21 protein-coding genes are annotated in these 24,016 nt (G+C 72.0%); 13 read left to right on the top strand and 8 right to left on the bottom strand.

Features of this window, described 5'->3' with window-relative positions; translation table 11 throughout:
• The gene (gene mtnA, locus ACFYRX_RS12130; RefSeq protein ID WP_389098548.1) at positions 1-1,032 is read right to left on the bottom strand and encodes an S-methyl-5-thioribose-1-phosphate isomerase; all 1,032 of its coding nucleotides are present in this window, start codon (positions 1,030-1,032) and stop codon (positions 1-3) included.
• A 313-nt stretch (positions 1,033-1,345) separates the two neighbouring features.
• On the opposite strand from mtnA, the gene ACFYRX_RS12125 reads away from it, so the two are divergent.
• The 8 genes from ACFYRX_RS12125 (at position 1,346) to ACFYRX_RS12090 (ending at position 9,867) form a co-directional block, all read left to right on the top strand.
• A complete protein-coding gene (locus ACFYRX_RS12125; RefSeq protein WP_389098546.1) occupies positions 1,346-2,398 on the top strand; it encodes a BMP family ABC transporter substrate-binding protein in 1,053 nt (350 codons plus the stop codon).
• Positions 2,379-3,887, top strand: a complete 1,509-nt coding sequence (locus ACFYRX_RS12120) for an ABC transporter ATP-binding protein (protein WP_389098544.1) — start codon at positions 2,379-2,381, stop codon at positions 3,885-3,887. Before ACFYRX_RS12125 ends, ACFYRX_RS12120 begins: the two co-directional genes overlap by 20 nt.
• A gap of 1 nt (position 3,888) precedes the next feature.
• Complete coding sequence (locus tag ACFYRX_RS12115) at positions 3,889-4,947, top strand: ABC transporter permease (protein WP_389098542.1); 1,059 nt, start codon at positions 3,889-3,891, stop codon at positions 4,945-4,947.
• A complete protein-coding gene (locus ACFYRX_RS12110) occupies positions 4,947-5,816 on the top strand; it encodes an ABC transporter permease (RefSeq protein ID WP_389098540.1) in 870 nt (289 codons plus the stop codon). The genes ACFYRX_RS12115 and ACFYRX_RS12110 overlap by 1 nt, the downstream gene beginning before the upstream one ends.
• A complete protein-coding gene (locus tag ACFYRX_RS12105) occupies positions 5,813-6,586 on the top strand; it encodes a nucleoside phosphorylase (protein ID WP_389098538.1) in 774 nt (257 codons plus the stop codon). Before ACFYRX_RS12110 ends, ACFYRX_RS12105 begins: the two co-directional genes overlap by 4 nt.
• Entirely contained in the window at positions 6,583-7,878 is a 1,296-nt protein-coding gene (locus tag ACFYRX_RS12100) for an amidohydrolase (protein WP_389098536.1), read from the top strand. The genes ACFYRX_RS12105 and ACFYRX_RS12100 overlap by 4 nt, the downstream gene beginning before the upstream one ends.
• A 69-nt stretch (positions 7,879-7,947) precedes the next feature.
• Entirely contained in the window at positions 7,948-8,619 is a 672-nt protein-coding gene (locus tag ACFYRX_RS12095; RefSeq protein WP_389098534.1) for a FadR/GntR family transcriptional regulator, read from the top strand.
• A gap of 165 nt (positions 8,620-8,784) precedes the next feature.
• Positions 8,785-9,867 carry a PAC2 family protein gene (locus ACFYRX_RS12090; RefSeq protein ID WP_389098532.1) on the top strand — a complete coding sequence of 361 codons (1,083 nt, stop codon included), beginning with the start codon at positions 8,785-8,787 and terminating at the stop codon, positions 9,865-9,867.
• 53 nt (positions 9,868-9,920) lie between these two features.
• Here ACFYRX_RS12090 and ACFYRX_RS12085 read toward each other — a convergent pair whose 3' ends face one another.
• Complete coding sequence (locus ACFYRX_RS12085) at positions 9,921-10,853, bottom strand: SMP-30/gluconolactonase/LRE family protein (RefSeq protein WP_389098530.1); 933 nt, start codon at positions 10,851-10,853, stop codon at positions 9,921-9,923.
• A 266-nt stretch (positions 10,854-11,119) separates the two neighbouring features.
• Between ACFYRX_RS12085 and ACFYRX_RS12080 the strand changes: the two genes are divergently transcribed.
• Both ACFYRX_RS12080 and ACFYRX_RS12075 read left to right on the top strand, forming a co-directional pair.
• Entirely contained in the window at positions 11,120-12,844 is a 1,725-nt protein-coding gene (locus tag ACFYRX_RS12080) for a S8 family peptidase (RefSeq protein WP_389098528.1), read from the top strand.
• Between the two features lie 62 nt (positions 12,845-12,906).
• Entirely contained in the window at positions 12,907-13,524 is a 618-nt protein-coding gene (locus ACFYRX_RS12075) for a hypothetical protein (RefSeq protein ID WP_389098526.1), read from the top strand.
• A 71-nt stretch (positions 13,525-13,595) separates the two neighbouring features.
• Here ACFYRX_RS12075 and mshC read toward each other — a convergent pair whose 3' ends face one another.
• The 4 genes from mshC to ACFYRX_RS12055 all read right to left on the bottom strand — a co-directional run bounded on the left by mshC (position 13,596) and on the right by ACFYRX_RS12055 (position 17,185).
• Entirely contained in the window at positions 13,596-14,825 is a 1,230-nt protein-coding gene (gene mshC, locus ACFYRX_RS12070; protein ID WP_389098524.1) for a cysteine--1-D-myo-inosityl 2-amino-2-deoxy-alpha-D-glucopyranoside ligase, read from the bottom strand.
• A 210-nt stretch (positions 14,826-15,035) separates the two neighbouring features.
• Positions 15,036-15,848 carry an SCO1664 family protein gene (locus ACFYRX_RS12065; RefSeq protein WP_389098522.1) on the bottom strand — a complete coding sequence of 271 codons (813 nt, stop codon included), beginning with the start codon at positions 15,846-15,848 and terminating at the stop codon, positions 15,036-15,038.
• On the bottom strand, positions 15,812-16,402 hold the full coding sequence (locus ACFYRX_RS12060; RefSeq protein ID WP_389098520.1) for a DUF3090 domain-containing protein: 591 nt from the start codon (positions 16,400-16,402) through the stop codon (positions 15,812-15,814). Before ACFYRX_RS12060 ends, ACFYRX_RS12065 begins: the two co-directional genes overlap by 37 nt.
• Before the next feature lie 96 nt (positions 16,403-16,498).
• Positions 16,499-17,185 (bottom strand): histidine phosphatase family protein, encoded by a 687-nt coding sequence (locus ACFYRX_RS12055; RefSeq protein ID WP_389098519.1) that lies wholly within the window; start codon positions 17,183-17,185, stop codon positions 16,499-16,501.
• Positions 17,186-17,247: 62 nt separating this feature from the next.
• Here ACFYRX_RS12055 and corA point away from each other — a divergent pair, with 62 nt between their 5' ends.
• Positions 17,248-18,243 carry a magnesium/cobalt transporter CorA gene (gene corA, locus ACFYRX_RS12050; protein ID WP_389098517.1) on the top strand — a complete coding sequence of 332 codons (996 nt, stop codon included), beginning with the start codon at positions 17,248-17,250 and terminating at the stop codon, positions 18,241-18,243.
• Positions 18,244-18,250: 7 nt separating this feature from the next.
• On the opposite strand, the gene ACFYRX_RS12045 is transcribed toward corA, so the two are convergent.
• Positions 18,251-19,039, bottom strand: coding sequence for a ferritin-like domain-containing protein (locus ACFYRX_RS12045; protein ID WP_389098515.1), 789 nt, complete (start codon positions 19,037-19,039; stop codon positions 18,251-18,253).
• 375 nt (positions 19,040-19,414) lie between these two features.
• Complete coding sequence (locus ACFYRX_RS12040; RefSeq protein WP_389098513.1) at positions 19,415-20,470, bottom strand: LLM class F420-dependent oxidoreductase; 1,056 nt, start codon at positions 20,468-20,470, stop codon at positions 19,415-19,417.
• 175 nt (positions 20,471-20,645) lie between these two features.
• Here ACFYRX_RS12040 and ACFYRX_RS12035 point away from each other — a divergent pair, with 175 nt between their 5' ends.
• Positions 20,646-21,632 (top strand): aldo/keto reductase, encoded by a 987-nt coding sequence (locus ACFYRX_RS12035; RefSeq protein WP_389098511.1) that lies wholly within the window; start codon positions 20,646-20,648, stop codon positions 21,630-21,632.
• Complete coding sequence (locus ACFYRX_RS12030; RefSeq protein WP_389098509.1) at positions 21,629-23,893, top strand: helix-hairpin-helix domain-containing protein; 2,265 nt, start codon at positions 21,629-21,631, stop codon at positions 23,891-23,893. The genes ACFYRX_RS12035 and ACFYRX_RS12030 overlap by 4 nt, the downstream gene beginning before the upstream one ends.
• The last annotated feature ends 123 nt before the right edge of the window (positions 23,894-24,016 follow it).

Here is a 24,016-nt window from a genome sequence, read left to right as displayed (position 1 = left end):
CTACTTCAGCCGGTCGCCCGGGAGTTCGCCCGCCGAGACCTCCAGCACCCCGCGCTCCGTCACCAGCCCCGTCACCAGCCGTCCCGGTGTGACGTCGAACGCCGGGTTGTGGCCGCGGGACTCGGCCGGAGCCGTCCGCACGCCGGCCCACTCCAACACCTCGACCTCACCGCGGAGTTCGATGTGGATGTCGTCGCCGGTCGCGGTCGCCAGGTCCACCGTGGTCGTCGGTGCCGCCACCAGGAACGGGATCCCCGCGTCGGCGCACGCCAGGGCGACGCCCACCGTGCCCACCTTGTTCGCGGTGTCGCCGTTCGCGGCGATCCGGTCGGCGCCGACGATCGCCGCGTCGACCTCGCCGCGCAGGATCGTGCCGGCGGCGGCCCCGTCCGCCTGGACGTAGTGCGGGATGCCCTCCTGGACCAACTCCCAGGCGGTGAGCCGGGATCCCTGGAGCAGGGGGCGCGTCTCGTCGGCGTAGACGACCTCCAGGCGTCCGCGCGCGTGCAGTTCACGGACGACACCGAGGGCCGTCCCCCAGCCTGCCGTCGCCAGCGCGCCGGTGTTGCAGTGCGTCAGGATCCTCAACGGCCGGTCCTCACCGATCCGTTCGAGCAGCCAGTCCGCGCCGAACGCGCCCATCGCCCGGTTCGCCGAGACGTCCTCGCGCTGGACCGCCGCGGCCTCCTCCAGCACCGCGTCGAGTCCTTCCTCGAAGCGGGTCATCACCCGGTCCACGCACACCATGAGATTGACGGCGGTGGGCCGGGCCTCACGGATCCGGGCGACCGCCGCACGCACCTCGGCGTCCGACCAGCCCTCCCGCTCCCCCTGCACGAGCGCCAGCGCGACGCCGTACCCTCCGGCGGCCCCGATCGCGGGAGCGCCCCGCACCACAAGGCGCTGGATCGCGTCGACCAAGGTGTCCACATCGTGGACGTCCCTTGTCTCGGTGCGATGCGGCAGCAGCGTCTGGTCGATGAGAGCGAGGCCGTTTCCGGTCCAGTCGACAGCACGCAATTCCTGGGGCATTTCGGGACACTCCTGCTGTTCCGGTGGTGTTTTCCACGGTACATGACCTGCGGGAACCACAGTTCGAGACATTCGAGCAGGTGTCTGGAAACGGGTGGTACTGTCCAGCTTCCAGTCCGCGGACCGAGACGAAGGGGGAAGAACGTGTTGCTGACCAAGCGCCGTTTCCTCGACTTCGGCCGGTGTGCAGGCGACGGCTGTCGACGCTGACCCGTCCCCTTCGGCCCCTCCCCCACGGCGCTCCGCGCCGACCCTCACGCGCTCCCGCCGGAGCGCGTTCCCGTCGTTACGTCGTATCCCGGAAGGTCCCCCGATGCCTCGCAGAAGCCGTCGTACCCTGCAAGTCGCCGCCGCCACCGCGCTCCTCGTCACCGCGGCCTCGGCCTGCAACGCCGCCGCGAAGAGCGACACCGCCTCCGACGCGGCGAGCGGCAGCGGCAAGTCCTTCACCCTGGTCACTCCCGACTCCGTGGGACAGAACGAGTTCCTGAAGCTCGCGGTCACCGGCATCAAGGACGCGGCGAAGCGGTACGACGGGACGGAGAAGGTCTACGAGTCCACGGACACCGCCTCGCAGCAGCAGAACGTGCAGGCCGCGGTGGACGCCAAGCCGGACGTCATCGTGCTCGTCGGCTTCGAGTTCGCCGACATCGTCGCCCAGCAGGCCCAGAAGAACCCCGAGCAGCAGTTCCTGATCATCGACGCCTGCACGACCAAGACGTACAAGAACGTCAGCTGCGCGGTCTTCCGCGAGCACGAGGGCGTCTACCTCGCGGGCGCCGAGGCGGGCCTGCTCAGCAAGTCCGGGAAGGTCGGCGCGGTCGACGTCCTCGACACCCCCCAGTTCCGCCGCTACAGCGACCCGTTCGCGGCCGGCGCCAAGAAGGTCGCGCCCAAGACCTCCACCGGCACCCGTTTCGTCGGCGGTCAGTCCCCCTTCGACGACTCGGCGCGCGCCAAGGAGCAGGCGAGCACGCTGCTCGCGAAGGGCTACGACCAGATCATGGCGGCCGCCGCGGCCGGCAACTACGGCGTGTTCGAGGCGGCGAAGGCCAAGGGCGCCTACGCGTACGGCGTCGACGTCAACCAGTGCCCCTCGGCGCCCGGCACGGTCGTCGACAACGTGATCAAGCGCACGGACATCGCCGTCGAGAAGGGCATCGAGTCGGTCCTGGCCGGGAAGAACGGCACGACCGTGTCGTACGGCCTGAAGGAGGGCGGCATCAGCCTCACCGGTCTCGAGAGCGGCGTCGACTCCTCGAAGTGCGTGATCGCCGACCACAAGGACGTCCTGAAGAAGGTCGAGGCGCTGCGCGACCAGATCGTGTCCGGGAAGCTGACGGTCGATGACCCCGCCGCGAGCTGAGTCCCACGACATCGCGGTCGAACTCCGGGGAATCACCAAGCGGTTCCCCGGAACGCTCGCCAACGACCACGTCGACCTGACCGTGCGGCGCGGCGAGATCCACGCCCTGATGGGTGAGAACGGCGCCGGCAAGTCGACGCTCATGTCGGTCCTCTACGGCATGGAACGCGCCGACGCCGGGACGGTCCGGATCGACGGGCGGGAGACGGACTTCGGCAGCCCCGGCGACGCCATGGCCGCCGGGCTCGGCATGGTCCACCAGAGCTTCAAGCTGTTCGACTCGCTGACGGTCGCCGAGAACGTCGTCTACGCCGCCGAGCCGCGCCGCTTCGGCCTGGTGGACCGGGCCGCGGCCCGCCGCCGGGTACGCGAGCTGGCCGAGGCGCACGGCCTGGCCGTGGACCCCGACGCCAGGGTCGGCGAGCTGCCCGTGGGGCTGCGCCAGCGGGTGGAGATCCTGAAGCTGCTGCACCGCGGCGCCCGCACGCTGATCCTCGACGAGCCGACCGCGGTGCTGACCCCCGGCGAGGCCGACGCCCTGTTCGCGGTGCTCAAGTCGCTGGCCGCCGAGGGCCGTACGGTGATCCTCGTCACGCACAAGCTGCGCGAGGTGCTGGCGGGCAGCGACCGCGTGACCGTCCTGCGGGACGGCAGGGTCGTGGCCCGTCTGGTCACCGCCGAGACCTCCGCCGACGAGATCGCCGCCGCGATGACCGGCCGCGCGGTCGAGCTGGACCGGATCCACCCGGCCGGGACACCCGGTGACGTGGTGCTGGACGTGACCGGCCTCGCGACCCCCGGAGTGCACGAGGCGGCCCTAACCGTCCGCGCCGGCGAGATCGTCGGGGTCGCGGGCGTCGCGGGCAACGGCCAGAGCGAACTCGTCGAGGCGCTGGCAGGACTGCGGCCGGTCACGGCGGGGCGGGTGACGCTCCAGGGCCACGACATCACCCACGCCTCGGCCACCGAACGCCGCCTCAAGGGTCTGGCGTACGTCCCCGAGGACCGGCACGCGGTCGGTACGGCCCCTGCCGCGTCGGTGGCGGACAACCTCGCGATGGGACACCACCGTACGTCCCTGTCGTCCCGCGGACTGCTGCCGCCGGCGACCGTCCGCACCCACGCCCGGCGACTGATCGAGCGGTTCGGGATCAAGGTCCCGACCTCCGCCGTCCCCGCCTCCGCACTGTCCGGCGGCAACCTCCAGAAGCTGCTCATCGGCCGTGAACTCGCCCATGAGGCACCGCTGTTGCTCGTGGAGCAGCCGACGCGCGGGGTCGACATCGGCGCGATCCAGAACATCCACGACCAGCTGATCGCCTACCGCGACGCCGGCCACGCCGTCCTCCTCGTCTCGGCCGAGCTGAGCGAGATCCGGGGGCTCGCGGACCGGGTGCTGGTGATGTACGAGGGCCGCGTCACGGCGGCGTACCGGAAGAACGAAGCGGACGAACGGACCCTGGGGCTCGCGATGGCGGGCGGCACCTGACATGAGACCTGACCGCATCATGAGCGCCCTGCGCTCCCCCGTCACCTTCTCCGTGCTCGCGGGCGTCCTCATCGGCGCCCTCTTCCTTCTCGGCACCGGCGCGGACCCGGTCACGGCGTACGAGGCGGTGCTGACGGGCTCGCTCGGCGCCGACGGCATCGGCTCCACCCTGTCCACCGGCACCAGCGTGCTCGGTCTGGCGCTCGCGCTGGCGATCCCGCTGCGCGCCGGGCTCATCAACCTCGGCGGCGACGGGCAGATGGTGCTCGGCGGGATCAGCGCCGCCGTCATCGGCCTGTACTCACCACTGCCCGCGCCCCTGACCGTCACCCTGGCCCTCCTGGGCGGCATGGCGGCCGGCGCCCTGTACGCCGCCCTGGCCGCCCTGTGCGAGAACCACCTCGGCGTCCCGCTCCTGGTCAGCAGCCTGCTGCTCAGCTATCCGGCGGTGTCGCTCGCGTCCTATCTGGCCCGCTATCCGCTCAAGGAGCCCGGCTCCAGCCTCCCGCAGACCCGGGCGATGCCCGACGGGGTGGCGCTGCCCGCGTTCGGCGACTCGACGGTGACCGTGGGCCTGGTGCTGGTCGTCCTCGCGGCGGCCGCCTACTGGTTCACCGACCGGCGCACCGCCATCGGGTACGAGATCCGCATGACGGGCCTCAACGCCCGCTTCTCCTCGTACGCCGGTGTCGAACGCCGGGGCCTGACCCTGAAGTTGATGTCGGTCTCCGGTGCGCTCGCCGGACTCGTGGGCGCGATAGGGGTGTTGAGCTTCCCGTACCGCTTCGTCGACGGCTCGCTCACCGCACCCGGCTACACCTGGACGGGACTCACGGCCGCGCTGCTCGCGACGGCCGCGCCGATCGGCACGGTCCTCTCCTCGTTCTTCTTCGCGGTCCTCCAGGTCGGCGGCCTCGCGATGGAACGCACGACCCAGGTGCCGCGCGAGCTGACCCAGGTCCTTCAGGCGATCGTGATCGTGTTCCTGGCGGCCCGGCTGCGCCTGCCCGGCCTCCCCGGATTCCTGAGCCGCCGCCGCAAGTCCGAGGAGACGGTGTGATGTTCTTCGACTCCGATCTGCTGATGTCGGCGCTGCGCGCGCTCACCCCGATCCTGCTGGCCGCGCTCGGCGGCGCCCTGTGCGAACGGGCGGGCGTCTTCAACATCGGCCTCGAGGGCATGATGCTGATGGGCTGCTTCACGTCCGTCACCACCAGCTGGTTCACCGGCAGCGCCTGGCTCGGCGTACTGGCGGCGGCCCTCGCCGCGGCCGCGTACTCGCTGATCCTGGCCGTGGGCGCGGTGACCCTGGGCGGTGACGCGGTCGTCCTGGGCGTGGCCATGAACCTGCTCGCGGTCGGCCTGACCGGCTTCCTGCTGCGTACGGTCTTCGGTGTGCAGGGCACTTTTGACGATCCGTCACTGGCCGGGCTGCCGTTGGTCGGTGGCCTGACCCCGCTCACCTATCTGTCCTGGGCGGCGGTCGCGGTGGCCGCCGTGATGCTCTCGCGGCATGTGTGGGGGCTCAGGCTGCGCGGGGTCGGTGAGGCCCCGGACGCGGCGGCCACGCTCGGGGTGAGCCCCGTCAGGTACAAGTACGGGGCGATCCTGCTCTCCGGCGTGCTGTGCGGGCTCGCGGGGGCCCAACTCGCCCTGGGCAACGTCACCTTGTTCACCGAGAACATGACGGCGGGCCGCGGCTGGATCGCGGTCGTCGCGGTCATGCTCGGCCGCGCGGCACCCGTCGGCGTGCTGCTGGCCGCGCTGCTCTTCGGCATCGCCGAGGCGGCCGGGTTCCGTCTGCAGGGCCTCGGTCTGCCCCAGCAGGCGACCGACGCCGCGCCCTACGTCGTCACGCTCGGCGCCCTCTTCCTCACGACGGCCCGGCGCCGTCGCCGTACGCCTTCCCCCTCCGGAGCCGCCTCATGAGCCAGGATCTGCTGCCCGTCACCCGCATCCCCCGCACCGGGCTCCCGGCGCACGCGGTCGTCGTCGGCGACCCGGCCCGCGCGGCGGCCGTCGCCGCACTCCTCGACGGCGCCGAGGAGGTGTCGTACCACCGCGAATACCGTGTGTTCAGCGGGAGTTGGAAGGGCGTGCCGATCACGGTCGCCTCGCACGGCGTCGGCGGGCCAGGAGCCGTACTGCTGTTCCAGGAGCTCGCCGACGCGGGGATCCGCACGATCCTCCGGTTCGGCACGGCGGGTGCGATGAGGCCCGGCATCGGTGACGGCGATCTCGTCATCGCGGAGGCGGCCGTACGGGACGACGGCGTCACACAGCAGTTGCTGCCGCCCGAGTACCCGGCGGTCTCCGCACCCGAGGCGGTGCTCGCGCTCCAGCGTGCGGCCCGCGCGGTCGGCGCACCGCACCACCGGGGGATCGTGTGGACCCGCGCGGCGTTCCAGCCCGGGCTCCTCCCGCTCTTCTCCTACGAGGGCGCCGGGCTCGCGGCGATCGAGATGGAGCTGTCCGCGCTGCTGGTCACCGCCTCCCTGCGCGGAATCGTCGCGGGCGGCGTGCTCGTCGTCGACGGCGCGAACGCGGACGAGCTGGTGGACGAGGAGGGCACCAGCGTGTACGACCCGCACAGGGACGTCGTCGCGGTGGGTGTGGACCGGGGCGCGGTCGTGTCCCTGGAGGCGCTGCGGCTGCTGGCGGAGGCGCACGAGGAACGTGAGACGGGGGACGCGCTGTGACCATCGACCTGCTGGTGCACGGTGGTGACGTCCTGACCGTCGACGAGGCCGGGACCGTTGTTCACAGCGGCGCGGTCGCCGTCCACGAGGGCGTGATCGTCGCCGTCGGTCCCGCGGATGAGCTGTGTACCCGGTTCACAGCGGAGGAGTCCATTGACGCCGACGGCTGTCTGGTCCTGCCAGGGCTCGTCAACACGCACACGCACCTGGCGATGACCCTGCTGCGGGGCCGCGCCGACGATGTGACCCTCCAGGGGTTCCTGGAGCGGGTGCTGCCCGCGGAGGCCGAGCTGCTCACACCGAAGAACGTGGCGGCGGCCGTGCGGCTCGCGATCGCGGAGAGCGTACGGGCCGGGGTGACCTCGGCGCTCGACATGTACTGGTTCCACGAGGCGGCCGAGCAGGCGGCGCGGGAGGCGGGCTGGCGGCTGCTGAGCGGCCCCACCTTCATGGACGTACCGGAGCCTCCCGACGGGATCGAGTACGGGCAGCGGCTCGCGTGGGCCCGGCGGGACCTGGAGGCGCGGGGCCCGGCTCGGGGCGGCCGCCGTCCCGTCGTCTTCGCGCACTCCACCTACACCCTCTCGCCCGGCCAGCTGACCGAGATCGCCGCCCTGGCCCGGGAGTTCGGGGCGCTGCTGCACATCCACGCGGCGGAGAACGCCACCGAGGTCGCCACCGTCGAGGTCCGTCACGACAAGCGGCCGGTCGAACTGCTCGACTCACTGGGGCTGCTCGGCCCCGACCTGCTGATCGCGCACGCCGTGGACCTCACCGGGCCGGAGATCGCGGCTCTGGCCCGTACCGGCACGTCCGTGGCCCACTGCCCGGTCTCCAATCTCAAGCTGGGCTGCGGAATCGCGCCGGTACCGCGGCTGCTGAGCGCCGGGGTGACCGTCGGCCTCGGCACGGACGGGGCGGTCAGCTCCAACTCGCTGGACGTGCTGGGAGCGGTGCGGCAGGCCGCGCTCGTGCACAAGGCGGGCGGCGACCCCACGGCGGTCGGCGCCGAGCGGGCCGTACGCATGGCGACGGTCGAGGGCGCGCGGGCGCTGGGCCTCGCGGACCGGTTGGGGACGCTGGAGGCGGGCAAGCGGGCCGACCTGATCGTCCTGGACCTGAACGCCCCGCATCTGCGGCCGCTGCACGACCCGTGGTCGACGCTGGCGTACGCGGCCCACTCGGCGGACGTACGGGACACCGTCGTCGACGGGCGGGTGCTGATGCGGGACCGGGCGCTGCGCACCCTTGACGTGGAATCGGTGATCGCTGAACTGGAGGCGCTCGTCTGAGCAGACCTCATAATGAGCCTGAGACATCCGACGTCTCAGCGCACCCGCGCGGCGAGAAGGAGGCCGGTCATGGCTGTCACCGACGAGGCGATCGAGAAGATCAAGGGCATGATCGTCTCCGGCGCGCTGCGCCCCGGCGACCGGCTCCCCAAGGAGAGCGAGCTCGCCTCCGAGCTGGGGCTGTCCCGCAACTCGTTGCGCGAGGCCGTGCGGGCGCTGTCGCTGATCCGGATCCTGGACGTGCGGCAGGGCGACGGTACGTATGTGACCAGCCTTGATCCGCAACTCCTGCTGGAGGCGCTGAGTTTCGTCGTGGACTTCCACCGCGACGACACGGTCCTGGAGTTCCTCGCGGTGCGCCGGATCCTGGAACCGGCGGCCACCGCGATGGCCGCCGCCCGGATCAGCGAGCAGCAACTGGACGCGCTGGGAGCCCAGTTGGACAAGCTCGGCGAAAGCCCGTCGGTGGAGGAACTGGTCGCCTCCGACCTCGACTTCCACCGCGGGATCGTGCAGGGCTCCGGCAACTCCGTGCTCTGCTCCCTCCTCGACGGCCTGTCCGGCCCCACCACCCGGGCGCGGATCTGGCGCGGTCTGACCCAGGAGGACGCGGTCAGCCGCACCCTGCACGAGCACCGCGCGATTCTCGCCGCCCTGCGCGACCGGGACGGCGAGGCGGCCCGCTCGTGGGCGACGGTCCACATCGCGAGCGTGGAGCAGTGGCTGCGGTCCACGCTGTGAGAAGCCTGTGAGAACCGTCCGGGGCGGTGGCGCGGTGGGTGGGTGTTCCCGGGGTGCGATCGGGGCAGTGATCGTTCACTCCCCCGTGCAAGGGGGCTGCGGTCGCCCCCGCCGGACGCCGTAAGGTTGGTGCGTTAAGCGAGGGCACGTCGGAAGGAGGCCTGGGTGATCGAGCTCGAGGGAGTACCCGAGCTGGTCGACCCGGTCATGGTGGCCGCGTTCGAGGGCTGGAACGATGCCGGCGACGCCGCTTCCGCCGCGGTCGCGCATCTGGACAGGGAGTGGAAGGGCGAGGTGTTCGCGGCGCTGGACGCCGAGGACTACTACGACTTCCAGGTGAACCGTCCCACGGTGTGGCTGGACGGCGGGGTGCGCAAGATCACGTGGCCGACGACAAGGTTGTCGGTGGTCCGCGTCGGCGGTGACAAACCGCGCGATCTCGTACTCGTCCGGGGCATCGAACCGTCGATGCGATGGCGTTCGTTCTGCAACGAGCTGCTGGGCTTCGCCCACGAACTGGGCGTGGAGCTGGTGGTGATCCTGGGCGCGCTGCTCGGTGACACCCCGCACACGCGTCCGGTTCCGATCAGCGGGACCACGTCCGACGCGGACCTGGCCCAGCGGATGGACCTGGAGGAGACCAAGTACGAGGGCCCCACGGGCATCGTCGGCATCCTGCAGGAGGCGTGCACGCACGCGGGCGTGCCCGCGGTGTCGCTGTGGGCCGCCGTACCGCACTACGTGTCGCAGCCGCCGAACCCGAAGGCGACGCTGGCCCTCCTGAACCGGCTGGAGGACCTGATCGACGTGCGGATCCCGCTGGGCGAGCTGGCCGAGGACGCGCGCGCCTGGCAGGTGGGCGTGGATCAACTGGCCGCCGAGGACACCGAGGTCGCCGAGTACGTCCAGACGCTGGAGGAGGCCCGGGACACCGCGGAGCTGCCGGAGGCCTCGGGTGACGCGATCGCCCGGGAGTTCGAGCGGTATCTGCGGCGCCGGGACGGCGGTCAGCCGGGGCAGCCGGGCGGTCACGCGACCGCGGACGGCAGTGACAGCACGGCGTATCTGTGGGACGGCCCGGGCGGTCGTACGAAGCCGTCCAAGCCGCCGACGCCGGACGCAGGGTCGGAAACGGGGACAGGGACGGGGACGGGGACCGACGACGAGGACTCGTCATCGGAGGATTCCTCACCGGAGGACTCGTCGCCGGAGGACTCGTCGCCGGAAGACTCCTCGTCGGAGGACTGAGCAGGTGAGGGCGGTGCGCAGTCCGCGCACCGCCCTCATGTGTCCCACCGGTCTCAGATCTGCTGGACCGCCACCGCGTCGTAGTCGGTGGTCGGCGTCGGCTCCACGTCGAAGCGCGCGTTGGGCAGGTACAGCCGCCCGCCCCACGCGGCGGCCGTGGTCGGGATGCGGAAGCGCGGGTCGGTGATCCGGGTGATCGCGGTGCCCCTGGTCCCGGCGTCGTTCAGCCGGAACACGTCGATCGCGTTCTGCCGTTGCTGGACGGCGTAGAGGATCCGGCCGAGCAGCAACAGGCCGTCGCCGTTGGGGAGTTTCGCCCCGCCCAGGTCGACTTCGCGGGCAGCCCCGGTGCGCGGGTCGACCCGCATGAGAGCGCCGCCGTTGGCGAAGTCGTTCACCACGAGCAGGGCGCGGCCGTCGGGCGTGCGCTCGATGCCGTTGGCCGTGAAGTCGGGCCCCTGCTGCCATTCCCCGGTCAGCGGTACGGTCTCCACCGCGCCCTTGGCCAGTCTGTAGAGCACCGGTTTGAAGGAGTCGGTGAACCAGGCGGCGCCCGGGGTGAGGATGACGTCGTTCACGAAGGTGCCGCCGGTGGCGTGCACCTGCTCGGTCTCGCCGGAGCGGACGTCGACGGTCCGGATCTCGCCGCTGTCGCCGCCAGCGAGGAAGAGTCTGCCGTGCCCGTCGATCTTCAGACCCACGGTCGGGCGTCCGGTGCCCTTCGCGACGACACGGCCGCGACCGGTGGCCAGGCTCGCGCGGTAGATGTCGCCGTTCGCGAGGGAGCCGAAGTAGGCGTACGGCTTCGCGCCGATCGTGATGCCCTCGGGCTGGAAGCCGTCGGGGAGGGGGAACTGCGCGGGCCACGCGGCGTGCCGGGTGTTCTCGGCCGCGTCCGCGGTACCGCCGAGCAGGGCCGCGCCGGAGAGCGCGGCGGTCGTGGTCAGGAGTGTGCGACGTGCGAAGGAGCGTTCTGCGGGTGCCACGGTGCGTCCTTCCGCAAGGAGACCGGCACATGGCCGGCCGAACAGTCGAGCGACACACCCACCCCATCACATGACGGGGCTCTCCACAGCCTTCGGCCGGATTGTGACGTGACATCGGTTTCCGGACGGATTGCACACGTTACCCAATTCAACTTGTTTCCAAACCGAGTTGGCGAACGGAGGCTGGACGAGCCGTCGTTGTGGTGCTTTGTTGTCCCCCGGAAGGCACCCGCAGCACCCGCACGGACCGAAGGGAGCGGTACCCGATGACCGAACAGGTACAGCCGCCACAGGGCCCGGGAACCACCGGGCCGGGACCCGACGGAGCGGGGTTCACCTACCGAGGAGCCGAACAGGAACTCATCGTCGTCGCACGCCCCGAGACCCGGTTGCGCGCCGAGGAGCAGGGCGTCCGCTCGGCGGCCGGTGCCGACGTGTCGGCCCTCGACATGTTCCTCAGCGACGAACAGATCGCCCTGGAGCCGCTGTTCGGCAGCGAGGAGCGTATCCAGCAGAGCGTCGACGGCATCGGCGGCGAGGACGTGCCCGACCTCGCGCGGTTCTACCGGGTGCGCGGCGGTGAGAGCCGGGCCGAGGAACTGCGGGCCAGGATCGCCGCGTTGCCCGGCATCGACACGGCGTACGTCAAACCGCCCGCCGTGCCGGCGACGGTGGCCGACGACGACCGCCGCCTCAAGGAGGGCGCTCCGGTGACGCCCGACTACACCGGCAGGCAGGGCTATCTGCGCCCCGCGCCCGAGGGGATCGACGCCCACTGGGCCTGGCAGCGCCCCGGCGGGACGGGCCGGGGAGTGACCGTGATCGACGTGGAGGGGGCCTGGCAGCTCGGCCACGAGGACCTGGCCGCCAAACTCGCCGGTGTCGTCGTGGGCACCCCGCTGACCGACCTGGCCTGGCGCAACCACGGCACCGCCGTGATCGGTGTCATCGGCGGCGACACGGGCGAGCGGGGAGTGACCGGGATCGTGCCCGAGGCGGTGACCGCGGCCGCCTCCTTCCAGGGCATCGGCACGGCGGCCGCGATCCAGGCGGCGGCCGACCGGCTCGGCCCCGGTGACGTGGTCCTGGTCGAACTGCACCGCCCCGGACCGCGGTTCGACCACGAGATCCGCGACGACCAGCGCGGCTACATCCCGATCGAGTGGTGGCCGGACGACTTCGCCGCCGTGCGGTACGCGACCGCCAGGGGTGTGCTGGTCGTGGCCGCCGCGGGCAACGGCGGGGAGTCCCTCGACGACGCCGTCTACGAGCGCCGCCCGGACGAGTTCCCGCAGTGGTGGCGGAACCCCTTCAACCCCTCCAACCGGTCCTCCGGAGCCGTCCTGGTCGGCGCGGGCGCCCCGCCGCCCGGCACGCACGGCCGCGACCACGGCCCGGACCGCTCCCGGCTCGCGTTCTCCAACTACGGCGCGCGCGTGGACGCCCAGGGCTGGGGACGCGAGGTCACGACCACCGGCGGCTCCTGGGACAGGCCCGGCGATCTGCAGGGCGGGCCCGAGGAGATCGCCTGGTACACGGACACGTTCTCCGGGACCTCCTCGGCCTCCCCGGTGGTGGTCGGCGCGCTGGCCGCGCTCCAGGGCATGCTGAAGGCGGCCGCCCGACCGCCGATGTCCCCGGGACGCGCCCGTACGGTGCTGCGCGCCACGGGCTCCGCGCAGCAGGACGCACCGGGCCGGCCGGCCTCGCAGCGGATCGGCAACAGGCCCGACATCAAGGCGGCGGTCACCTGGCTGCTGCCGGACCTGGTGGGCTCGGGCCAGGCCGAGCGGTACTGGGACGAACTCCTGCCCTACCCCCCTGAACTCCCGCCGCGCCTGCGGCTGTTCGTGGCCGGCGCCTGGCGCAGCCTCAACCACCCGTCCCCCGAGATCCGGCAGGCGGTGCACGCCGCCTTCGCGGGCGGACGGCCCGACGTCCGGGTGTGGTTCTCGGACGACGAGATCGTCGGCCTGGTGATCGCCGGCTGACGGTCCGGCACGGCAAGTCCCGTCACATCAACCCGTCACATCAAAGGGAAGGTGACATCCGCATGAGCATCACCCCGCAGATGGGCCAGCAGGGACAGCAGCAGCTCCAGCCGGTCCCGAGCACCTCGCCCCACGATCAACAGCCGTTCGGGCAGCAGGGCTTCGGGCAGCAGCAGGACTTCGGCCGACAGCAGGACTTCGGCCAGCAGCAGGGCGGCATCGGCTCGATGGAGCAGCTCCAGCAGCTCGGCCGGCAGCAGCCCTTCCAGCAGTTGCTGCACCAGCTGGGCGGCCTGCAGCAGGGCTACGGCCAACAGCAACAGCAGCCCTACGGCCAGTCGCAGCAGCAGGACCAGCAGGCGCAGCAGACGGAGCAGCAGAACCAGCAGCAGCTCCAGCAGCTCGCCCAGTCCGTGGTCCAGCAGGTGATCCAGCAGGTCCAGTCGCAGGCGCTCGCCGCCGGTGCGGCCGACGGCTTCATCGACATCGTGCACCCGCTCCAGGGCCAGCCGCAGCAGGTCTTCCTGCGCATCAACAACCAGTTCCGGGTGCTGAACAGCCCGAGTCCGCAGATCCACCAGCAGATCCAGGAGGCGTTCGCGTTCGGTCACCAGGTGATCGGCATCTGGGACACCCAGTCCCCGAACGTCCTGCGCAGCGTGCGGATCCAGCGGGTCTGACGCGCGCGTGAAAGACGAAGGGGCGCTTCCCGCCGCGGGTTCCGCGGAGAGGAAGCGCCCCTTCCCGCTGCCTACAGCGCGACGCCGAGCAGCGCGTCCACCGCGCGGGTCACCACGCCGGGAGCGCCCGTGTCGGTGCCGCCCCGCTCCTCCTGGACGGCGGCCCAGCGGTCGACGGCGGCGAGCGCGGCGGGGGCGTCCAGGTCGTTCGCGAGGGCTTCGCGGATCTCCTCGACGAGCGCCTCGGCGGAGGGACCGTCGGGCCGGGACACGGCGGCACGCCAGCGTCCGACCCGGTCCACGGCGTCCTGGAGGACCTGGTCGGTCCACTCCCAGTCGGCCCGGTAGTGGTGGGCGAGCAGCGCGAGCCGGATGGCGGCGGGGTCGACGCCGTCGCGCCGCAGCTGCGACACGAAGACCAGGTTGCCCTTGGACTTGGACATCTTCTCGCCGTCGAGGGCGACCATGCCGGCGTGGACGTACGCCTTGGCCATGGGAAACTCGCCGGTCAGCACCTGGGCGTGCGAGGCGCCCATCTCGTGGTGCGGGAAGACGAGGTCGGAGCCGCCGCCCTGGACGTCGAAGGTCATGCCGAGGTGGTCGAGGGCGATCGCGACGCACTCGATGTGCCAGCCCGGCCGTCCCCGGCCGAGGGAGGCGCCGTCCCAGCTGGGCTCGCCCTCACGGGCGGCCATCCACAGCATGGGGTCGAGGGGGTTCTTCTTGCCCGGACGGTCCGGGTCGCCGCCTCGCTCGGCGGACAGCATCCTCATGGCGGCCGCGTCGAGGCCCGAGACCCTGCCGAAGTCGGGGTCGGACTCGACGGAGAAGTAGGTGTCCCCTTCGAGCTCGTAGGCGGCACCGGCGTCCCGCAGTCGCTCGACGAGCGGCACGATGCCGGGTATCGCCTCGACCGCGCCGATGTAGTGCTGCGGGGGCAGCATCCTCAGGGCGGTCATGTCCTCGCGGAAGAGGGCCGTCTCCTTCTCGGCGAGGGCGGCCCAGTCGACGCTGTCCCGCTGGGCGCGCTCCAGCAGCGGGTCGTCGATGTCGGTGACGTTCTGGACGTAGTGAACCTGGCGCTTGGTGTCGAGCCACACGCGCTGCACGAGGTCGAACGCGTTGTAGGTGGCCGCGTGCCCCATGTGGGTGGCGTCGTACGGCGTGATGCCGCAGACGTAGATTCGGGCGACGGGACCGGGGTCGAGGGTGACCGGACCGCCGGTCGCGGTGTCGTGGATCCTCAGGTCGCGGCCCTGACCAGGCAGGGCGGGGACCTCGGAAGCGGGCCAGGCATGCATGTCATGAGCCTAACCGGACGGATGTTCCGTATACGAACCGGACCGGGCCGGATGGCCGGTAAGGCCTTCTTGCGCGGCACGGGAGCGTATGCGAGGGCCGCCGGGGCCTGTCGTCACGTTCCCGTCCGCCCCTCGACGCCGTGCACGCCCTCTCGCCGCACCGGGCACGGACCCGCACGAACGTCCGTACTCGCCCGCCCCGGAGGTGCCCTAGACGGGCGGCCAGGGAATGGCCGGCCACTCACCGCTCGGTTCCGGGTGCCTGCCGGTGGCGAGCAGGTCGTCGACACGCGCGCGTGTGGCGTCGAGTTCCGCTGCGGTGATCAGGGCGGCCAGCCGGGTGCCCAGATCCCCCGACAGGGCCTCTCTGAGGCTCTTGAGGACCTCGACCGCCTCCCCCGTCAGCGGCTCCCCCGCCCAGCCCCACAGCAGCGTGCGCAGCTTGTTCTCGGCGTTGAAGGTGACGCCGTGGTCGATGCCGTAGAGGCGGTCGCCCTCGGCGGGCAGCAGATGGCCGCCCTTGCGGTCCGCGTTGTTGATCACGGCGTCGAGGACGGCGAGTCTGCGCAGCCGCTCGTCGTCCGCGTGCACCAGCAGCGCGGTCTTCCCTTCGCCGACGTCGGCGAGGCCGATGGCCTTCCAGCCCGGCTCCGGCTCCTCGGCGTCGACCAGGGCGAGCAGTTCGGTACCCGCCACGCCCTCGATCCACAGCTGGCACATGCCCTCGCCGTAGGGGCCGTCCCGCAGCACGGTGGGCGGCACCAGGCCCCAGCCGGTCGCCTCGGACACCTCGTAGGCGGCGACCTCGCGCTGGGCGAGGGTGCCGTCCGGGAAGTCCCACAGGGGGCGTTCGCCACGGACCGGCTTGTAGACGCAGAGGAGCTCCTGGCCCTCGCTCGCGACGGAGCACTGCAGCACCGCGTTGGAGGCGTCCCGGATCTGTCCGCGGACCGTCAGCTCACCCCGGGTGAGCAGCTCTGCCGTGGTCACGCTCCGCGGCGGTATCCGTTCTGGCGCGGACATACATGTCCTTCCGGGTCGAGCGGGAGACTGCACAGCGGGCACGGCGGCCGTCCGGCGTTGACGACGTCCAGGGCGCGCTTGGCGAAGGCCCTGGCCTGCGCGCCGGTGAGCCGGACCCGCAGCATCGGGGGCCCGTTCTCCTCGTCCTGGAGGAGCTTCTCCTCGGCCTCGGCGAGATCCTCCTCGGAGTCCGCCTCCAGCTCCACGAGAGCCTGCGCCTCGACGATCATGCGCTGCTCCTCGCCGTCCCAGGCGAGGGCCATGGTGCCGACCCGGAACTCCTCCTCGACGGGGGTGTCGAGGGGGGCGGCGTCGAAGACGCCGGTGGGCGGCACGGCCGGGACGGGGGCGTTGCCGCCGCTGCGGCGCACGACCTCGTCGAGGAGTTCGTCCATCCGCTCGGCGAGGGCGGCCACCTGCGTCTTCTCCAGGGCCACGCTGGTCACTCGGGGGCCGGCGGTGGCCTGGAGGAAGAACGTACGGCGTCCGGGCAGTCCGACCGTACCGGCCACGAAGCGGTCCGGCGGGTCATAGAGGAACACCTGACGGGACACGTCCTGTCTCCATTGGATTCGTGAGTACGGGAACGACGGGAACGTCCATGCGTGAACGCGGTTGAGTGAATCGCTTCACCCTACTGCGCTCGACGATCACGGTGCGCCCGCACCACCACCGACCGGAGCGTCACCGCCCGCGGCCTCCTCGCGCGGCACCAGGGACGCGAAGTCACCAGTGTCACCGAGGCGGACGAGAAACGGCCTCAGACGTGTGTAACGGATGACGGTGATGGAACACGGTTCAACGGAGATCCGCTGGAAGAGGTCGAGATGAAGTCCCAGTGCGTCCGCCACGAGCGACTTGATGATGTCGCCGTGCGAGCACATCAGATACACGGCGTCGGCACCGTGATCGCGCTCCACGCGCGCGTTCCACTCGCGTACGGCCTCCGCCGCGCGCGTCTGCATGGCCCGCATGGACTCGCCGCCGGGGAACGCGGCCGCCGAGGGGTGCGCCTGGACGACCTCCATGAGCGGCTCTCCCATGAGCTCGGCGAGCTTGCGTCCGGACCAGTCGCCGTAGTGGCACTCCCCGATGCGCTCCTCGCTGTGCGCCGTGAGACCGGGGCGTGCGTCAAGGAGCGGCCGGACCGTTTCCTCGCAGCGCTGGAGCGGGCTGGCGACGACCTCGGAGATCGGTACGCCTTCGAGCCGGCCGGGCAGCGCGGCGGCCTGTGCGGCGCCGCGCTCGTCCAGGGCGACCCCGGGCGTCCACCCGGCGAGCAGCCCCTCGGTGTTCGCGGTGGAGCGTCCGTGTCTGACAAGGATCAACGTGGGCATGCGGCCCAGGGTAGGCGTACGCCGGAATGCGACGGCGTCCGAGCGACAGGAGAACACGCTCCGTGATCGTCGACTGTGCCATCTACCGGGACGGGCACCGGACGGAGGGACCCGAGGACCTGTCGGACGCGCTGGACGGGGCGCGGGCGGCGGGCGGGTTCGTCTGGATCGGGCTGCACGAACCGTCCGAGGACGAGTTCGAGCTGGTCACCAAGGAGTTCGGACTGCACCCACTGGCGGTGGAGGACGCACTCAAGGCCCATCAACGGCCCAAACTGGAGGTCTACGACGACTCGTTGTTCGTGGTCCTCAAGCCGGTCGTGTACGAGCCTGAGAGCGACGCCGTCTCCACCGGCGAGGTCATGCTCTTCCTCGGCGACGCCTTCGTGGTGACGGTCCGTCATGGCGTGGGGTCGCCGCTGAAGGCCGTACGAGAGCGTCTGGAGCAGGAACCGAGGCTGCTCGACAAGGGGCCCACCGCGGTGCTGTACGCGGTCGCCGACGCCGTCGTGGACCACTACCTGGAGGTGGCGACGGAGCTCGGGACCGACCTGGAGGAGCTGGAGGCGGAGGTGTTCTCGCCGGACGGCGGCGGCTCCCGGGACACCGCGTCCCGGATCTACACCTTCAAGCGGCAGATCCTGGAGTTCCGCCGGGCCACCGTCCCGCTCGCGATGCCCCTGACCCGGCTCGCGGGTGTGGAGTCGTACGGCGGGACGGTGCCGTTCGTCAACGACCGGGCCCGGCCCTTCTTCCGGGACGTCAACGATCACCTCGCGCGCGTGAACGAGTCGGTGGAGGGCCTGGACCGGCTGGTGTCGGACGTTCTGTCGGCGCATCTCGCGCAGATGAGCGTCCGGCAGAACGACGACATGCGGAAGATCTCCGCATGGGCCGCCATGGCCGCGATCCCCACGATGATCGCGGGGATCTACGGCATGAACTTCGAACACATGCCCGAGCTTCGCTGGGTGTGGTCGTATCCGGCGGTGATCGCGTTGATGGGCGTTCTGGAGGTGCTGCTGTACCGGACGTTCAAGCGCCGGGGCTGGCTGTAGCGGGCGCTCAGGCGAACTCGGGGGCCGAGGTCGCCGGGCCGCCCAGGGCGTCGCGGCGTTCCGGTGTCCTCAGGGAGACCATGCGGCGCCAGCCCGCGGCGCGTTCGTAGGCGTAGACGCCGTGGATGCCCGCGGCGAGCACCGCCGACTTCGCCCGGGGCCAGCCGAGGATGCGCCCCATGTGGGCCATCACGGCGAGGCTGACGTCCCGGTAGACGCGGATCTCGGCCAGCGCGCACTCCCTGAGCGTGTGCTGGATGGCGCGGCCGTGACCCGCGTGGGCGAAGCGCAGGAGTTCCTCGTGGCAGTAGGCGAGGTGATTGTCCTCGTCACCGGAGATCATCCGTACCGCCCGGCCGAGGTCGGGGTGGTCGGCGAAGTGCTTGCGCAGCAGCTCCATCTGCTCGGCGGCCCGCTGTTCGGTGACGCGGCTGTGGGCGAGGTAGGTGACGATGTCCTGCACGGTGAGCGGCTCGTCGCTCCTGAGCTGTTCGTGGGCGAGGCCGATGCCGTGCCGTTCCAGGAGCATGGTGTAGTCCGTCTCCGGCGGGACGGGGACGGGCTCGAGGCCGCGCTTCTTCATCAGGGCGTTGAAGATCCGCCCGTGCTTGTCCTCGTCCGCGCCGTGCCGGGTGATCTTGGGAGCCAGGTCGCGTTCGCTCCGCGGCACCAGTGCGGCGATGCGGGCGTTCTCCCAGCCGCCCTGTGACTCCCCGCTGGCCGCGATGGAGCAGAACAGCCGGAACGACTCGTCGTTGTCGAGGATCTCCTGGAACAGGCTCTTGGCCGAAAGCATCGTGGGGCACCTCTCTGCCGGACTCCGCGGCAAACCCGCAAAGAACGAGTCAAATGCGGCGCGAGGGGTGCTGCAACAGCTGTGTCGGACAACTCCGCCAAAAGGAGGACCACCGGGGTCACTCCGGGGGCGTAACCGCGCGGGCGTGGGCGCGTTGACTCACGTGACGGCCGTGGCGGGGAAGACCCCCGAGCCCCCACCACGGCCGCGGAAATCGGCGGGGCCGAACGTGTATCCGCGCGGTGGGACGTCAGGTTCCGCGCCCGCGGCGTGATCCGCCGGTCCCTGTGCGGCCGTGCGGTCCGGATCGCTTCGTGGCCGCCGCGCGTGCGAGGCACCGCGGCCGCGAAGCCGAGCGGATCCGGAGATCCGGGCCTATGCGAGGCCGGCGCGCTCCAGGGCCTCGGTGCCGGCCCGGAGCGCCGCGAGGCGCTCGTCGAGCGTGAAGCCCGCGGGGGCCAGGGTCAGGGTGGTGACGCCGGCCGCCGCGTACTCCTTCATCCGGTCCGCGATGCGGTCCACGGAGCCGAGCAGCGCCGTCTTGTCGATCAGGTCGTGCGGAATGGCGGCCGCGGCGCCGTCCTTGTCGCCCGCGAGGTACTTGTCCTGGATCTCGGCGGCCGCCGACTCGAAGCCCATGCGCTGGGCGAGCTGGTTGTAGAAGTTCTGCTTGCGGCTGCCCATGCCGCCGACGTACAGCGCGGTGTACGGGCGGAAGGTGTCGGCGAGCGCGGCCACGTCCTTGTCCTCGCCGAGGGCGAGCGGAAGGGTCGGGGCGATGTCGAACCCGTCGAGGGTCTTGCCCGCCTTCTCCCGTCCGGCGCGCAGATACCGGATCGCGGTGTCCTCCAGGTGCTCGGCGGAGGGGAAGATCAGCAGGGCGCCGTCGGCGATCTCACCGGTCTGCTCCAGGTTCTTGGGGCCGATCGCGGCGATGTACAGCGGGATGTGCTCGCGCTGCGGGTGGACCGTGAGCTTGAGGGGCTTGCCGGGGCCGCCGGGCAGCGGGAGCGTCCAGTGCTCGCCGTCGTGGGTGAGGCGTTCGCGGCTCATGGCCTTGCGGACGATCTCGACGTACTCACGCGTGCGTGCCAGCGGCTTGTCGAACTTGACGCCGTACCAGCCCTCGGAGACCTGCGGCCCCGAGACGCCGAGGCCGAGCCGGAAACGGCCGCCGGAGAGCGAGTCGAGGGTGGCGGCGGTCATCGCGGTCATCGCCGGCTGACGGGCCGGGATCTGGAAGATGGCCGAGCCGACGTCGATGCGCTCGGTCTGGGCGGCGACCCAGGTGAGCACGGTGGCCGCGTCCGAGCCGTAGGCCTCGGCGGCCCAGCAGACGGCGTATCCGAGCCGGTCGGCCTCCTGGGCGACGGCGAGATTGTCCGCGTCCATTCCGGCGCCCCAGTAGCCGAGGTTGATCCCGAGCTGCATGGCCGATTCCCCTTACCGATCAGTAACGTCCCTTGTCGCAGACCTTAGCGTGACAGCGCGGACCGGGGCAGGTCGCGGCCCGTGCCGGTGACCGGGCCCACTTGCCCCGCACCTGTGGGAATCGGTTGTCCACAGGCCCCCACGAGGCATGCTCTGGCCAGTAATCTCGGCGTCCATGGAGCAGAGGCATCTCGGCCGTACCGGCCTGCGCGTGTCCCGCATCGGGCTCGGCACCCTCACCTGGGGCAGGGACACCGACGAGCACGACGCGGCTGACCTCCTGAAAACGTTCTGGGAGGCGGGCGGGACCCTCGTCGACACGGCGGACGTGTACGGCGACGGGGAGGCCGAGTACCTGCTCGGACGTCTCATAGAAGGGCTGGTCCCGCGCCGGGACCTGGTCATCTCCACGAAGGCCGGCAGCGTGGCCGACCCGGACCGCCGTGTCGACGGCTCGCGCGGGCATCTGCTCTCCGCGCTGGACGACTCGCTGGCCCGGCTCGGCACCGACTACGTCGACGTGTGGCACATCCACTCCTACGACCCCTGCACCCCGCTGGAGGAGACGCTCCAGGCACTCGATCTGGCCGTCAGCAGCGGCCGGGCGCGCTATGCCGGAGTGTCCAACTTCTCCGGCTGGCAGCTTGCCAAGGCGGGGACCTGGCAGCTGGCGGCGCCCGGGGTACGGACCCGGCTGGCCGCCACACAGCTGGAGTACTCGCTGCTGCAGCGCGGTCTCGAGCGGGAGGTGCTGCCGGCCGCGCTGGACCTGGGCATCGGCCTGCTGCCGTCCTCACCGCTGGGGCGCGGGGTCCTGACGGGCAAGTACCGGGGAAACACCACGCCGTCCGACTCGCGGGGTGCCTCGGAACACATGGCGCCGTTCGTCGCCCCGTACCTCGACGACACGGCGAGCCGCATCGTGGACGCCGTGACCACGGCGGCCGACGGACTCGCGGTCACCCCGCTGCAGGTGGCCCTCGCGTGGGTCAGGGACCGGCCGGGGGTGGCGGCGCCGATCGTCGGCGCGCGCAACTCGCAGCAGCTCACGGCGGCATTGTCAGTGGAGGCCCTTAGTCTTCCTGACGAGATCTGCCGGGCGCTCGACGATGTGTCGGCGCCCGTGCACCGCTATCCCGATCACGACTGGAGCACGCTGTGAGCACGGAGCCGGAGCCCACGGAGACGACCGAGCCGGGGACGCGGGGCGCCGCGCCGGAGCCGGAGGGCACGGACGAAACACCGGGCGCTTCCGCGGCGGAGAGTGCGGAGAGTGCCGACGCGGAGCCCGACGGGAACACCGAGGGCGTGAGCGGTGATTCCGCCGCCGGTGACACGGACGGCACCGCCAAGGCGCAGTTGTCCGAGGCCGAGGCCGAGCTGGCTGCGCAGCGGGTCGAGCGGGAGCGGATCGCGCGGCGGAAGGCCGAGAAGCAGGGGCCCGTCATCGGCGGCGCCGGGCTCAGCGGGAAGGCGGCCGACCTTCTCGCGGCCGTGCGGGCCGTGGAGAGCGGGGAGAAGCCCGCGGCCGCCGTGTTCAGCGAGCCCGAGCCGCCGCGTCGGCCCGCCAAGGAACCGGCGCGGCCCCGGCCGGTGCCGGCGGAGACTGCCGGAGCCGGAGCCGCGGCCGGGACGGAGGCCGGGATCGCCGGTGCGATCAGTTCAGCCGGTTCCCCGGGAGGGCCCGCACCCGAGGCCGTGGAGGCCGCACGGCGGGTGCTGATCGAGGGCGGTGCGCCGGACGGCCTCGCACCGCAGGTCGCCGCGGTGTTCGGCGAAACGGCGGACGACGAACTGCGCACGGACCCCTGGCAGTTGCTGCGCGTCCCCGCTGTACGGCCCGAGCAGGCCGACGGTTTCGCGCGGGCCCTGCTCGGCGCGGAGTGCGCCCCGGACGACGAGCGGCGCGGGCGGGCGGTCACCGTCTGGCTCCTCGAGCAGGCGGCACTGGCCGGGCACACCGCTCTGGAGATGCCGGCACTCACCGCCGCGCTGGCCCAGCGGGGCGTGCCGGATGCCGACGCGGCCGTACAGAGCACGATCGCCGAGGCCGAGGCCCTGGTCTTCCAGGACGCCCTCGAGTCGACCGCGCCGGAGCCCGAGGTGAGCGACGAGGACGACGAGGAAGGGGCGGAGCGTCCGGTCCGGATCCTGATCGGCCTGGAGCGCTACGCCCTCGCGGAGGAGAGCCTCGCCGACGGACTGGCCCGGCTCATCAACTCCGTGCCCAAGGAGGACGGTTCGGCCGAGGAGTGGGAGCGTGCCGCCGCGTCGGCCAAGGGCTCGGCCGCCGAGCTGATCCGCGCGGTCGCGGCGGACGGCCTGGTCCTGCACACCGGTGGCGAGGCGTCCCAGGCGGACCCCGCGGCACTGCTGGAGGCGGCGCGGAGCCTGGGACTGCGGGCCTGGGCGGCCACGCACAGCCCACTGGGGCGTGACCGCTTCGCCGGACTGCTCACGGCGGGTGCGCAGGTCGCCACCGTCGCGGGTCTTCTCACCGGTGCCGAAGGGCCCGGTCGGGACACCGACGGGGCGTTCGATCTCGACCTGCTCGTCGTGCTCGACGCGCCTCAGCTGGATGTCGAGACGGCCGCGCTGCTCGTGGAGTCGTTGCCGGACGGGGCGCGGCTGGTGCTGGGCGGGGACCCGGCAGTGCTGTGGTCGGCGGGCCCCGGGCGGGTGTTCGCGGATCTTCTCGCCGCGCGGATCTGCCCGCAGGTCGCCTCGCGAACGCCGGACCCCGGACCGCTGGGCGAGCTGGTCTCGGGCATCGGCATCGGCGAGCTGAACCAGGTCGAGGCCCCCGGCAAGGAGGTCGTGATCGTGCCGGTGCGGGACGCGGGCGAGGCCGTGCACCGGACCGTGCAGCTGGTCGCGGACTCGGTACCCCGGGCGATCGGCGTCCCCGCCGAGGAGACCCAGGTGATCACCCCGGGCCACGGCGGCGCCGCAGGCACCCGCGCGCTCAACGCGGCCCTGAAGGAACGCCTCAACCCGGGCCCCGGCCGCTTCGGCGGATTCGACCCGGGCGACCGCATCGCCTACTCCCCCGCACCGGGCCGTACGCTGCTGGGCCGCGTGGTGCGGGCCGACGCGGAGGGCCTGCACCTGACCTGCGCCGACGAGCCCGTCGTCGTACCGAAGGAGCGGGTGGAGCAGTCCGTCCGGCACGGCTGGGCGCTGACCGCGCACCAGGCGGTGGGCGGTCGCTGGCCCGCGGTGGTCGCGGTACTGCCCGGCGACGCCGCCCAGGCGCTGACCCGCCCCTGGGTCTACACGGCGTTCGGCCGGGCGGCCCGCCACCTCTCCGTGGTGCACGGCGTGGACCAGGCACTGCCCAGGGCGGTGGCCGAGATCCCGGCCAAACCCCGGACCACTCGGCTGCCGGTCCTGCTCAGGACACAGACGCCCACGGTCGGCTGACTCCCCAACCGAAACGAGGGCGGTGGGGCCCGCGCCCCGTACACCGGGGCCCCCCCCCCCCGCCCCGGGCGGCCCCGCCCCCACGGGCGGCCGCCCCCCGGAACCGGGGGTGGGGGGGGTTGT

Source organism: Streptomyces sp. NPDC005374 (assembly GCF_042872225.1).
Taxonomy (GTDB): Bacteria; Actinomycetota; Actinomycetes; order Streptomycetales; family Streptomycetaceae; genus Streptomyces.
Note: the sequence above shows the minus strand (reverse complement) of the source record. Positions and strands in the feature narration are given on the sequence as shown.

Excerpts from the sequence above, each read along its gene's own strand:
- mtnA (WP_389098548.1), bottom strand. The coding sequence starts at position 1,032 with ATGCCCCAGGAATTGCGTGCTGTCGACTGGACCGGAAACGGCCTCGCT.
- ACFYRX_RS12125 (WP_389098546.1), top strand. The coding sequence starts at position 1,346 with ATGCCTCGCAGAAGCCGTCGTACCCTGCAAGTCGCCGCCGCCACCGCG.
- ACFYRX_RS12120 (WP_389098544.1), top strand. The coding sequence starts at position 2,379 with ATGACCCCGCCGCGAGCTGAGTCCCACGACATCGCGGTCGAACTCCGG.
- ACFYRX_RS12115 (WP_389098542.1), top strand. The coding sequence starts at position 3,889 with ATGAGACCTGACCGCATCATGAGCGCCCTGCGCTCCCCCGTCACCTTC.
- ACFYRX_RS12110 (WP_389098540.1), top strand. The coding sequence starts at position 4,947 with ATGTTCTTCGACTCCGATCTGCTGATGTCGGCGCTGCGCGCGCTCACC.
- ACFYRX_RS12105 (WP_389098538.1), top strand. The coding sequence starts at position 5,813 with ATGAGCCAGGATCTGCTGCCCGTCACCCGCATCCCCCGCACCGGGCTC.
- ACFYRX_RS12095 (WP_389098534.1), top strand. The coding sequence starts at position 7,948 with ATGGCTGTCACCGACGAGGCGATCGAGAAGATCAAGGGCATGATCGTC.
- ACFYRX_RS12080 (WP_389098528.1), top strand. The coding sequence starts at position 11,120 with ATGACCGAACAGGTACAGCCGCCACAGGGCCCGGGAACCACCGGGCCG.
- ACFYRX_RS12075 (WP_389098526.1), top strand. The coding sequence starts at position 12,907 with ATGAGCATCACCCCGCAGATGGGCCAGCAGGGACAGCAGCAGCTCCAG.
- mshC (WP_389098524.1), bottom strand. The coding sequence starts at position 14,825 with ATGCATGCCTGGCCCGCTTCCGAGGTCCCCGCCCTGCCTGGTCAGGGC.
- ACFYRX_RS12065 (WP_389098522.1), bottom strand. The coding sequence starts at position 15,848 with ATGTCCGCGCCAGAACGGATACCGCCGCGGAGCGTGACCACGGCAGAG.
- ACFYRX_RS12055 (WP_389098519.1), bottom strand. The coding sequence starts at position 17,185 with ATGCCCACGTTGATCCTTGTCAGACACGGACGCTCCACCGCGAACACC.
- ACFYRX_RS12045 (WP_389098515.1), bottom strand. The coding sequence starts at position 19,039 with ATGCTTTCGGCCAAGAGCCTGTTCCAGGAGATCCTCGACAACGACGAG.
- ACFYRX_RS12040 (WP_389098513.1), bottom strand. The coding sequence starts at position 20,470 with ATGCAGCTCGGGATCAACCTCGGCTACTGGGGCGCCGGAATGGACGCG.
- ACFYRX_RS12035 (WP_389098511.1), top strand. The coding sequence starts at position 20,646 with ATGGAGCAGAGGCATCTCGGCCGTACCGGCCTGCGCGTGTCCCGCATC.